We start from the raw sequence: 12012 nt of genomic DNA, 5'->3' as shown, positions 1-12012 counted from the left end.
TAACTAAGGCAGCCTATAGTAACAGTTCTCCGGATTTTTGTAACTAAGGGGGTCTATATTAACAATTCGGCCGAGTTTTGTAATTATAGTTGCTCTTATTAACAGTTCTCCGTACTTTTGTAACTACAGTCCCCATAATAAAACACCATTCTCTTCATTTTTTTACATTTTAAAACGTTTTCATATGAAGTTAACACAAAATTTACATTCAATTTATTTGTACTTAATAAAGAAATTGTAAAGTAAAGATGTAATAAAGATTAAGGCGATATTAATTAGGAGGATTTAACATGAAAAAGTGGCAATTAATCGGATCAACAACAGCTTTAAGTTCTGTACTTTTATTAGGAGCTTGTGGTGGGGCAGCTGAAAAATCTAGTTCCGGGGATACTAAATCTTCAGATGATAAAAAATTAAGTGGTGAAGTTAAAGGTGATGGATCATCAACAGTTGCACCAGTTATGGAAAAAATAAACGAAGACTTCTCAGCGGAGCAACCTGATGTTTCAGTTTCAATTGGTGTATCAGGAACTGGTGGTGGTTTTGAAAAGTTCATAGCGGGAGAAACAGACTTTTCAAATGCTTCTAGAGATATTAAAGATGAAGAAAAAGAAAAATTGAAAAAGGCTAAAATAGAATACACTGAATTTAAAGTTGCTCAAGACGGCTTAACAGTAGCTGTTAACAAAGATAATGACTTTGTTGATGAGTTGAGTATGGATGAATTAGCAAAAATTTATAGTGGAAAAGCAAAAACGTGGAAAGATGTTAATTCAAAATTCCCTGATAAAAAGATCAAAGCATTTTCACCAGACCAATCACATGGTACTTATGACTTCTTTAGTGAAGAAGTATTAGATGAAAAAGATTTACAATCTGAGAAAAATGCTGACACGAATGTCATCGTTAAATCTGTCCAAGATAATAAAGATTCTATCGGATTCTTTGGATATAACTTCTATCAGGAAAATAAAGATTCACTTAAAGCTGTGAAGATTAAAGATGATGGAAAAGCAATAGAACCTACAGATAAAACAGTTAATGATGGTAGTTATCCATTAAGTAGACCATTATTCGTATATGCGAAAAATAAATCTCTAGAAGATAATGATGCGTTTTACGGATTTATGGAATATGTAATTGATAACTCAGCTGATGCTGCAAAAGACGCTGGTTATGTTCCATTGAAAGATGATGAGTATAAAGAAGATAAAGAAACGTTAGAAAAATTTAAAAAATAATCATTAATAAATTAAAGCAGAGGGCGGTCAGTAATCGCCCTTTTTCAAAATGAAGGAGTTATTTTTATGAAACAACAAACTTCAGTACAAGAATTGATTAAGCAAAATAACAATAATAAAGGTAAAGTCTTTGCAGATAAAGCTGTTCCCATTATTTTATTGTTAATCGCTTCAGTTTCTGTACTTACAACAATCGGGATATTATTCACACTTGTCACTGAAACAGCAACATTTTTTACGAGAGTGAATCCATTTGAATTTTTATTTACGAAAGACTGGGCACCATTTTCATCTGATCCTAAATACGGTATTTTCGCACTGATTTTAGGAACGTTGAAAGTTACAGCAGTAGCGACAATCTTTGCTGTTCCAGTTGGATTAGGTGCAGCACTATATCTGAGTGAATATGCATCTGATAGATCAAGAAGAATTATTAAACCAGTTCTTGAAATATTAGCAGGTATACCAACAATTGTTTACGGATTTTTCGCGTTAACATTTGTAACACCAATTTTAAGAGGTATATTCCCGGATTTAGGAAGCTTTAACTCAATTAGTCCAGGTTTAGTCGTGGGGGTCATGATTATACCGATGATTACGAGTATGAGTGAAGACGCAATGAGTTCGGTACCTGATTCAATTAAAGAAGGTGCACTGGGATTAGGTGCAACAAAGTTTGAACTTGCAACTAAAATCGTATTTCCAGCGGCTTTATCCGGTATCATCGCATCTGTTGTATTAGCGATTTCAAGAGCGATAGGTGAAACAATGATCGTATCTTTAGCGGCAGGTAGTACACCAGATTCAAGCTTTAGTTTAATTGGGTCTATTCAAACAATGACTGGATTCATTGTTCAAGTTGCGACTGGAGATGCGACGTACGGATCTGATATTTATTACAGTATTTATGCTGTAGGTTTCACATTGTTTATATTCACATTCATTATGAATATCATTTCACAATGGATTACAAAACGATTTAGAGAGGAGTATTAATATGTCAGAAGTTAATTTAGTTGATCAAACCGTCGTTCGTAAAAAGCTGCCGACAAGACTAATGAAAAATAAAGTCATAAAATCAATATTTTTCGTTTGTACATTAATTGGCTTAATCGTATTAGCTATTTTGCTATTTGACATATTTAGAAAAGGTATTCCTTATCTAAGTACAGATTTCTTCACAAACTTCTCATCAACATCACCTGAACGAGCAGGTATTAAAGGGGCATTAATTGGGACATTGTGGCTCATGATGACAATAGCACCTATATCTATCATTCTTGGTGTTGGTACAGCAATATACATGGTTGAATACGCAAAAGAAAACTGGTTTACAAAATTTATAAGAGTTAATATTTCAAATTTAGCAGGTGTGCCATCAGTAGTATTTGGTTTATTAGGATTAACAATATTTGTACGTGGTGCAGGTATTGAAAACTTATCTCTAGGTAAGACTGTTATTGCAGCAGCATTAACGATGTCACTTATGATTTTACCAATTATTATCGTAGCAAGTCAGGAAGCAATTAAAGCTGTCCCATCATCTATTAGAGAAGCATCATTAGGATTAGGTGGTACTAAATGGCAAACGATTAAAAACATCGTATTACCAGCTTCAATACCTGGTATTTTAACAGGGACAATTCTTGCACTATCAAGAGCACTTGGAGAAACAGCTCCACTTGTTGTAATCGGTATTCCTGCCATATTGATGAAAACACCTAACAGTATATTTGAATCTTTCCAAGCTTTACCAATGCAAATATACAACTGGGCTAAGTTGCCACAAGCAGAATTTCAGTTTGTTTCATCGGCAGCAATTATCGTATTACTCGTAATTTTAATTCTTATGAACTCAATCGCAATCTATATTAGAAATAAATATCAAAGAAAATTATAATAATCAAAATGAAGAGGGGTCATGACTATGACAGACGTAAAAATTAGAGATTTATCTCAAAATATACCTTCAAATGAAATGACAGCAAATCAACAAATAGCAGTAGAAGATAAAAATATTGTTTATAAAACGAATAATTTAGATTTATGGTATGGAGATTTTCATGCGCTTAAAAATATAAATTTAGATATTGCAGAAAATGAAGTGACTGCAATTATTGGACCATCTGGTTGTGGTAAATCTACTTATATTAAAACATTAAATAGAATGATTGAATTAATTCCAAGTGTTAAAACATCTGGAGAGATCATTTATAGAGATAAAAATATTTTCGACAAGAAATATAGTGTTGAAGAATTACGAACAAATGTCGGTATGGTGTTCCAAAAACCGAATCCATTCCCAAAATCAATCTATGACAATATTACTTATGGACCTAGAATTCATGGTATTACAGATAAAAAAGTACTAGATGAAATCGTTGAACGTTCATTAAAAGGTGCAGCAATCTGGGATGAATGTAAAGATAGACTAGATAAAAATGCATATGGCTTATCTGGTGGACAACAGCAAAGAATTTGTATTGCAAGATGTTTAGCAATTGAACCAGATGTTATATTAATGGATGAGCCAACTTCAGCACTAGATCCTATTTCAACACTAAAAGTTGAAGAACTTGTGCAAGAATTAAAAACTAAATACTCAATCATTATCGTGACACATAACATGCAACAAGCAGCTAGAATTTCTGATAAAACAGCGTTCTTCTTAAACGGTTATGTAAATGAGTTCGATCAAACAGATAAAATCTTCTCTAACCCAACAGATAAGAAGACTGAAGATTATATTTCAGGGAGATTTGGATAATATGGTTATTAGAGAAAAATATGAAGATGAATTAAATTCACTCATTAATGATTTATTTGTGTTGGGTAAAGAAGTATACTTTATGATAGAACAATCAATATCTGTATTGAGCGATGAAGATAGAAACAACGCTCGTAATTTAATTAAATACGATAAAAAAATTAACCAAATGGAATATGACATTAATGAAAAAGTAGTTATGCTAATTACAAAGCAACAACCTATAGCGACAGACCTTCGTGTTATGATCTCAGGTTTAAAAATAGCTTCTGAATTAGAGCGAATGGCAGATAATTCTACTAATATTGCTCAAATCAGAAAAAGAGTTAAAATAACAGATTACTTTATACTAACGAGATTAAAAACAATGGGTAAGTTAGCAATGTTAATGTTAAAAGATTTAGAAGTGGCAGTTAATGACAAAGATATCTTGTTGATAAAAGAAATTATTGATCGCGACAATGATATTGATGATTTATATCGTGAGATTAATAACACGACATATTTAATCGATAACGATCCATTTATTTCTGGTCAAGCACATCTTGCTGCAAGATACTTAGAAAGAATAGGAGACCACATCACGAATATCAGTGAAAGTTGCTATTATTATATAACTGGTGAACACTATGAACCTATTGAAAAATAGTACTGGAATTATATAAGCATAGATGGTATTATAATAAGGTCGTATATTAATTGAAATAAGAATAGGAGGGTTCATCATGCGCGTAAATGTAACTTTAGCATGTACTGATTGTGGTGAAAGAAACTACATCTCTAAAAAGAATAAACGTAACAACCCAGAGCGTATTGAAATGAAAAAATATTGTGCTCGTGACGGTAAACACACTCTTCATAGAGAAACAAAATAATAAAACGAATAAAAACACATTCCATTATACGGGAATGTGTTTTTTTTAATACCTTTAAAGGTTGTACGACTACCTATCACAATAATTCTTGTGTTATCATATTATATGTAACTGATAAAAATTTAATCAATATTTGGAAGTGTTAAATTCATGTCAAACAAGAAAAATTTAAGAAAAGAAATATTGTTCTTTTTGAGAAATCAAGACATTTCTCAAAAAGAACAATATGATTTAAATTTAAAAGAACAATTATTTGAACATAACAATTTTAAGCAAGCCAATTCAATTGCTATCGTTATGAGTATGGATCATGAAGTCAATACGATACCTATTATTGAACATCTTTTAAATATAGGTAAGAAAGTATTCGTACCGAGAACCAATTACGAAACGAAACAAATGGAATTTCAACGACTACTTGATTTGAATTCCATTGCAATTGATCAAAAAGGCATTAAGTATGTTAATCAAGAAACTGAAATTAGTGATGATATTGACTTAATTATTGTACCTGGTGTTGTATTTAATCAAGATGGTTATCGAATAGGCTATGGTGGAGGGTATTATGATAAATATTTATCTCATTATAATGGACATACAATAAGTTTGTTATATCCTTTTCAGATAAGAAACTTTGAAGCTGAATCACATGATATACCAGTTGATGAGATGTTGACACCAAATGATATATATGGAGAAGAATAGATGGATAAAACAAAACAAATGTGGAAGTCGATATATTATTTAGTTTATACAGAAGGTTACAAAATAATATCGATTGAAGAAGAAGCAGAAATATGGTTGACTCATGAATCTAAAAAAATTGTCAAAAGATTTATACATAAGACGCCTACACATCAAGAAGTTGATTTTGACTTAGAAAAAATCACTGACCATTTAGGTGACTTAATTGATAGTATAGGGTTTAGCTTTGAACAATTAGATGTTTTTTATATTACCGAAAAAGAGATAGATTTCACTGAGTTTAATCATACTAAACGACCTAAAATTAGGTATCATGCTTTATATGAGCTTAGTGATTTCGAGAAAGTATCTCATCACTTTGTAACGAAGCATCAAATTAAACGTAATAGAACAAATCCTGTTACGACATATAAAAACAAATTATTGAATGCGAGCTTTATTGATAGCTTTATGCTTAAGTTTTCACCTGTCACATACTTTTTAGTAGCTGCTAATGTAATTGTTTGGCTGTCTTTAGTTTTAATTTTTAATCATTTTGGCCAAATTAATTTAGTCGATTACGGTGGACTTGTGCATTTCAATGTTGCTCACGGTGAATGGTACCGTTTATTAACGTCCATGTTTATACATGCGAATTTTACACACTTAATGATGAATGTATTTTCGCTTATTATATTCGGTAAACTGATTGAAGGTGCATTAGGGTCCATTAAAATGTTCACCATTTATTTCATATCAGGTCTATTTGCAGGTATTGTATCGCTTAGTATAGATACACAATCCATTTCAATTGGTGCAAGTGGTGCCATTTTTGGATTAATTGGTGCATTTATCGTGTACTTATTTACACGTAAAAATATTAATAAACAATTTGTATTACAAACATTTATCGGTATTGTGATTATTTCGTTATTAGCATTGTTTATTAATAATGTGAACCACTTCGCTCATTTAGGTGGATTTGTTGGCGGGGCAATCTTAATGTTTATCATTTACAAATGGATGGAACATGACAAGTTCAAACTTTATTATATTATTGCCTTTATAGTGATCATCATCATTTTGATCGTTATTATATTTAACAGACAACAACATTATATATATGATGAATTAACAAAAGATGCTATGAATAACGGTGATTTTGATAGAGCGGAAACAATGGTAAAGCAAATTAAAGAAAAGAACTTCGAGTCGGATGAGACATATATTTTAAGTGGCTTAATCGTAGCGAACAATACGTCTTTGAATGAAGCGATACTAGAATGGGAAAGAGGTTTAAAAGTTTTTCCTAATTCAGCTAAATTAAATTACCAATTAGCTTTAGGTTATAGAGCAAAAGATGACTATGATAAAGCAAATAAGTTTATTAATAAGGCAATAAAGCTTGATAAAAAGAATAAACATTATGCAGCATTAAAAGATGAAATTGATGCGTTTAGGAGTTAACTTTATGAATAATTTATACGACGTACAACAATTACTTAAAAAGTTTGGTTATATTATTTATTTTAAAGATGAAGAAGATCAACTAGAAATGATGGAACAAGAAATAAAAGCTATGTATCAATCTATGCTTATTGATAAAGAAACATTTTTACAAGCAAGACTTATTATAAATCAGAGAAGGATTGAGAAAAAATGACACATATTTTATCAGCAGATATTGGTGGTACGACTTGTAAATTAGGTATTTTTGATCGTTCACTAAATATCGAAGAGAAATGGGAAATTTCAACGAATAAAACAGGGGAAGGTATATTAGAGAATATATATGATTCATTTGTTGTACATCTGAACAGAAAAGATATCGATATCAAGAACATTATCGGTATGGGTATCGGCGTACCTGGCCCAATTGATTTTGAAAATGGTATCGTCAATGGTGCTGTGAATTTAAATTGGACTGGTAACATTGAAGTTAGAAAACATATGCAACAATATTTTGATGGTCCAATTTACGTAGATAATGATGCGAATGTTGCAACTTTAGGAGAAAAATTTAAAGGCGCTGGCCAAAATGAAAGTGACGTTGTTTGTATGACGCTAGGAACTGGTGTAGGTGGCGGCATTGTTTCAAATGGAGAATTACTTCATGGGCATAATGGTTCAGGCGCTGAAATAGGTCATTTCTTAGTGGATCAAAAGAAAAGATTCCAATGTAATTGTGGTATGAAGGGCTGTCTTGAAACGGTTGCTTCAGCTACAGGTGTCATTAATTTAGTACATCATTATTATCCAAATATCAATATGAAATCAAGTATTCATGACTTAATTACAGGTAAAAATGTTACAGCTAAAGACGTATTTGATGCTGCAAAATCTGGAGATGAATTCAGTTTATTTATCATTGATAAAGTTGCTGGTTACATAGCTTATGCTGCAAGTGTTGTTAGCGTTATGACAAACCCTAAATATATTATAATTGGTGGTGGCGTTAGTAAAGCCGGCGATATTCTTATCCAATTTATTAAAAAGCATTATGAAAAAATGACATTTAAACCTGCACAAGATGGTACAAACATCGTAGTAGCACAATTAGGAAATGACGCAGGTATCATCGGTGCAGCTGGTCTAATTAAGACATATGTAATAGAAAAGGAGAATGAATAATGGCAATAGTTGACGTAGTCGTAATACCAGTAGGAACAGAAGGACCTAGTGTGAGTGAATATATTGCAGATATACAAATAATTCTTGAAAAGCATAAAGAGGCAGGTACAATTGATTATCAATTAACACCAATGAATACGCTTATTGAAGGTGATCTAAAAGATTTACTTGAAATTATTCAAGAAATTCATGAAAGTCCGTTCAATAAAGGATTAGACAGAGTTTGTACAAATATCCGAATTGACGATAGAAGAGATAAATCTAGAAAAATGAACGATAAATTAGATTCTGTTAATAAACATTTGAACAAATAAAAAAAGACGAGTGTAAACTCGTCTTTTCTTTAATGATGTAAAATTGGATAACCGTATGTAAAGATTGTAGCTAATGAGAAGAACCCAAAAGATACTACAGTTATTGCACCAAAAAGAATGCCCAAAATATTTTTGTTTTTGAATGCTGAAATTAAACCAAATATAGCTAGAATAAAAACAGCTAGCATTAATAATGAGAAAATATTAACACCGATATGGATTTTTACTCCAAATAACTCAAATAGTTCCCCTGTGTCGATAAATGGCATTCCAATACCCCCAATACAAATTTCTTTTATTATCATATTAATTGTATAATTAATATGTGGTTTTGTCGAGATACTTTTTAAAAGAGGAGGAAATAAAATGCAAGTACATAGTTTTTCATTAGGAATTGTAGAAACAAATTGTTATATTCTCGAAGGTGAAAACGAATTACTCGTGATAGATCCAGGAGATAATGGCGATTTTTTAAATAAACAAATTAAACAATATCATAAAAAGGTAAGTGCTGTATTATTAACGCACGCTCATTTTGATCATATAGGTGCAGTAGATGATGTCGCAAATGAATTTGATGTGAAAGTATATGTGCATCCTGAAGAAAAATCATGGTTAACGGATACAGAGAAAAATGGTTCTAAAAAATTTGCAATGTATCAATTACCACAAGTGGTTCAACATACTGTTCCACAAATAATGGAACCTGGAGAATATGAGATTGGTGAATTTAAATTTGAAGCGATTCATACGCCTGGTCATTCACCGGGTAGTTTATCATTTGTATTTGGCGACTTTGCTATTGTAGGTGATACTTTATTTAAAGGTGGAATTGGCAGAACGGATTTATATAAAGGTGATACAAAAACATTATTGAATTCAATTGAAGATAAGTTGTTAGAGCTAGATCCAAATACAACTATTTTCCCAGGTCACGGACCGGAGACAACAATAGCAGATGAAGAAATGTCAAATCCGTATTTAAATGGATTTAATTAAAAAAAAGCATTACACGTTTGTGTAATGCTTCTTTTAATGATGTGCTCCAAAACTTGGCTCTAATAAGAATGTAGAATAATATGTAAATCCAACAAAACATAATACTAAATAAATTGCGAATATATACATATACATTCTTTCTGTTAATTTTAAGTATCCCAACAATACGAAAAATCCAGTTTGTGCTAAGAAGAAATATGCCATCATGTCCATACCACCGACATAAAACATCGTAGCAAAAATAGCAGTCCAGAAGCCTAGAGTTTTATAAACTTTATCCATCTTCTTAAGAACCCCCTCTATGTTTACTTTCTTATTCATATTTAATTATAAAGTTACTCTATACAAAAGTAAATAGCATTTTAACGCAAATTCATAAGCATTAAACAAGTAATTTAGGTAATTGGAAGCGTTTATATATATTAGGAGGAGATTATGGAGAAATTATTTAAGTCAATTATTAACGATGCTGTCAATTTTAATGCGAGTGATATTCACTTTGTACCTTTAAACGATGATAAAGTCTTTGTTCAAATGAGGATAAACGGCGATAATACACCTTATGATTTAGATCTAGACTTTAAATTGTATAGTAGGGTACTCATTTATATGAAATTTATCGCTCATCTTGATGTAAGTGAACGTAATAAAGCACAAAGCGGTCAATATTTATATGAACATGACATTCATTTCTACTTAAGAATTTCTACGATACCGATTAGTTTAGGAATAGAATCTAGTTCCATTAGAATAACCCCTCAACATTTTAATCACTCACATGGAAAATCAGAAGATCAATCATATAACGTTCTACAAAACAGAATGTATCAATCAGAAGGGTTATTTCTATTTACGGGACCAACAGGATCAGGTAAGACGACATTAATGTATGAATTGATGTATGCGTTAAAGAGAGAGAAGAATAAACATATTATTACGATTGAAGATCCTGTAGAACAAACATTAAATGGTATTGTCCAAGTTTCAGTCAATGAAAAAGCTAACATAACTTATCAACAATCCTTTAAAGCCATTTTAAGATGTGATCCTGACGTTATTATGATTGGGGAGATAAGAGATGATGTTACTGCTAAGCAAGTTATTCAGGCAAGTTTAAGTGGTCATTTAGTGCTTTCAACTATGCATGCTAGTGATACAATCGGGGCAATCCACCGACTAATTGAGCTAGGTGTAACAGTCGAACAAATTAAACAAGGTATTTCATGTATCACGAACCAACGTCTTGTGAAGAAAAGTGATGAAACAAGAACATTAGATATGTCATATATTTTTAAAGATGACATTATTAAATATATGGAGAATGATTATGAAACGTAAGAAAAATGTATTAAAGAAAGACCAATTAGAGAAAATAAATGATTTTATTTTTCTTTAATCGGTTTTTTTATGCCTAGATAATAGAATGTTTTATATTATTAAAGTAGTACCTAAAAATTATTTCTTATAAACAATTTTAGTTTTTGAAAAGTCTCTTCTTGGTATGACAGATAAACTGTTCTTTTTACCAGTTGCTGATAAATGTGCCCAGCCCATACCGTATCCAGCATAAGCTTTTTTCTTAACAATTTCAAAATTGTTTTTATTACCTAAATATTGCACCAAAATTCCTTGAGGGACTCCTGTGAAGAATGGAGCAAATCCTGTAACCATAGAAGCCCATCCTAATCTACTCTTTTGCTTATCTACATATTTAACATATTTTCTTAACTGAGCATTAGTCATATAACCTTGCTTTTTAACATATTTACCAGTCTTTATTGTTTTAGTACCTTTTTTTGCTGCATAAAAACTAAATCCATTTTCTTCATCATCATGAGTATATGTTTCCATTGGTAAAAATTCTACATTTTCAAAACCTGGCAAAGTAGAATCTTCTTGCGTGTTTTGAATATCTACTTGATTTCCTTCAGCAAACGCTTCACTTGCATAAGGAGTTATAATACTTGTTGTAAGTACTAATGATAATACAATTTTGTGTGATTTCTTGAATTTCATAGATATTAATCTCCTTTATATGTATAATTAAGGTACAACCCATTATTATCATATTTTTACAAAAAAAGGAAGTGTAATTTTGTATTTATCAAAAAGAATTATAATATTTAACTTTATTTTTATATTTTTAATAGCATGTTTTATAAGTTATGTAGGTTTAACAAAAACATTTGATTTATCATTTCAAGTTTCATCTATAGGCGGATTATTATTTGGTTACTCAATATTAATGCCAATCAGACTTTATGCTAAGGATTCAAAATACAAAAGTAAAAATTAAAAATATATAGTAAAAAGCACCTGTTGATTATACGGGTGCTTTTTACTATATCCACAATACAATCCATGTTTTTAAATGTACAAACCCTCCTAAATGATGCACTAACCCCATGATGGTACTGCACCCCTAAAGTTAGAGTAAAAAAACTAACTTTAGGGGTGTTTTAATATGACAAAATATAGTGATGAATTTAAGTTGAAAGTTG

At 31.0% G+C, this 12012-nt stretch carries 16 protein-coding genes; 13 read left to right on the top strand and 3 right to left on the bottom strand.

Going from position 1 to position 12012, the window contains the following annotated elements:
* Positions 1-290 precede the first annotated feature (290 nt).
* The 11 genes from LQ693_RS00080 to LQ693_RS00030 all read left to right on the top strand — a co-directional run bounded on the left by LQ693_RS00080 (position 291) and on the right by LQ693_RS00030 (position 8512).
* A complete protein-coding gene (locus LQ693_RS00080) occupies positions 291-1241 on the top strand; it encodes a PstS family phosphate ABC transporter substrate-binding protein (protein ID WP_037588292.1) in 951 nt (316 codons plus the stop codon).
* A 66-nt stretch (positions 1242-1307) separates the two neighbouring features.
* Entirely contained in the window at positions 1308-2237 is a 930-nt protein-coding gene (gene pstC, locus LQ693_RS00075) for a phosphate ABC transporter permease subunit PstC (RefSeq protein WP_103361132.1), read from the top strand.
* 1 nt (position 2238) lies between these two features.
* Positions 2239-3141: a phosphate ABC transporter permease PstA gene (gene pstA, locus LQ693_RS00070; RefSeq protein WP_025904173.1), complete on the top strand. Its 903-nt coding sequence runs from the start codon at positions 2239-2241 to the stop codon at positions 3139-3141.
* Positions 3142-3219: 78 nt separating this feature from the next.
* A complete protein-coding gene (gene pstB, locus LQ693_RS00065; RefSeq protein WP_232174216.1) occupies positions 3220-4008 on the top strand; it encodes a phosphate ABC transporter ATP-binding protein PstB in 789 nt (262 codons plus the stop codon).
* A 1-nt stretch (position 4009) separates the two neighbouring features.
* Complete coding sequence (gene phoU, locus LQ693_RS00060; protein ID WP_025904171.1) at positions 4010-4657, top strand: phosphate signaling complex protein PhoU; 648 nt, start codon at positions 4010-4012, stop codon at positions 4655-4657.
* 76 nt (positions 4658-4733) lie between these two features.
* Positions 4734-4883 (top strand): 50S ribosomal protein L33, encoded by a 150-nt coding sequence (rpmG, locus tag LQ693_RS00055; protein WP_016911879.1) that lies wholly within the window; start codon positions 4734-4736, stop codon positions 4881-4883.
* A gap of 150 nt (positions 4884-5033) precedes the next feature.
* Complete coding sequence (locus LQ693_RS00050) at positions 5034-5588, top strand: 5-formyltetrahydrofolate cyclo-ligase (RefSeq protein ID WP_103361130.1); 555 nt, start codon at positions 5034-5036, stop codon at positions 5586-5588.
* Positions 5589-7034, top strand: a complete 1446-nt coding sequence (locus LQ693_RS00045; protein ID WP_103361129.1) for a rhomboid family protein — start codon at positions 5589-5591, stop codon at positions 7032-7034.
* 4 nt (positions 7035-7038) lie between these two features.
* The gene (locus LQ693_RS00040; protein WP_078099923.1) at positions 7039-7230 is read left to right on the top strand and encodes a YqgQ family protein; all 192 of its coding nucleotides are present in this window, start codon (positions 7039-7041) and stop codon (positions 7228-7230) included.
* Positions 7227-8198 carry an ROK family glucokinase gene (locus LQ693_RS00035; RefSeq protein WP_025904167.1) on the top strand — a complete coding sequence of 324 codons (972 nt, stop codon included), beginning with the start codon at positions 7227-7229 and terminating at the stop codon, positions 8196-8198. The genes LQ693_RS00040 and LQ693_RS00035 overlap by 4 nt, the downstream gene beginning before the upstream one ends.
* Positions 8198-8512 carry an MTH1187 family thiamine-binding protein gene (locus LQ693_RS00030; RefSeq protein WP_037588286.1) on the top strand — a complete coding sequence of 105 codons (315 nt, stop codon included), beginning with the start codon at positions 8198-8200 and terminating at the stop codon, positions 8510-8512. Before LQ693_RS00035 ends, LQ693_RS00030 begins: the two co-directional genes overlap by 1 nt.
* A 29-nt stretch (positions 8513-8541) precedes the next feature.
* Here LQ693_RS00030 and LQ693_RS00025 read toward each other — a convergent pair whose 3' ends face one another.
* A complete protein-coding gene (locus LQ693_RS00025) occupies positions 8542-8781 on the bottom strand; it encodes a DUF2759 domain-containing protein (RefSeq protein WP_016911885.1) in 240 nt (79 codons plus the stop codon).
* 97 nt (positions 8782-8878) lie between these two features.
* Here LQ693_RS00025 and LQ693_RS00020 point away from each other — a divergent pair, with 97 nt between their 5' ends.
* A complete protein-coding gene (locus LQ693_RS00020) occupies positions 8879-9511 on the top strand; it encodes an MBL fold metallo-hydrolase (RefSeq protein WP_103361127.1) in 633 nt (210 codons plus the stop codon).
* Positions 9512-9544: 33 nt separating this feature from the next.
* Here LQ693_RS00020 and LQ693_RS00015 read toward each other — a convergent pair whose 3' ends face one another.
* Complete coding sequence (locus tag LQ693_RS00015; RefSeq protein WP_025904960.1) at positions 9545-9793, bottom strand: DUF2626 family protein; 249 nt, start codon at positions 9791-9793, stop codon at positions 9545-9547.
* A 153-nt stretch (positions 9794-9946) separates the two neighbouring features.
* On the opposite strand from LQ693_RS00015, the gene comGA reads away from it, so the two are divergent.
* Entirely contained in the window at positions 9947-10849 is a 903-nt protein-coding gene (comGA, locus tag LQ693_RS00010) for a competence type IV pilus ATPase ComGA (RefSeq protein ID WP_107565958.1), read from the top strand.
* 117 nt (positions 10850-10966) lie between these two features.
* On the opposite strand, the gene LQ693_RS00005 is transcribed toward comGA, so the two are convergent.
* Positions 10967-11527 carry a hypothetical protein gene (locus tag LQ693_RS00005; protein WP_107565957.1) on the bottom strand — a complete coding sequence of 187 codons (561 nt, stop codon included), beginning with the start codon at positions 11525-11527 and terminating at the stop codon, positions 10967-10969.
* Positions 11528-12012: the final 485 nt, after the last annotated feature.

The organism is Mammaliicoccus sp. B-M6 (assembly GCF_022386965.1).
GTDB lineage: Bacteria > Bacillota > Bacilli > Staphylococcales > Staphylococcaceae > Mammaliicoccus > Mammaliicoccus sciuri_A.
Note: the sequence above shows the minus strand (reverse complement) of the source record. Positions and strands in the feature narration are given on the sequence as shown.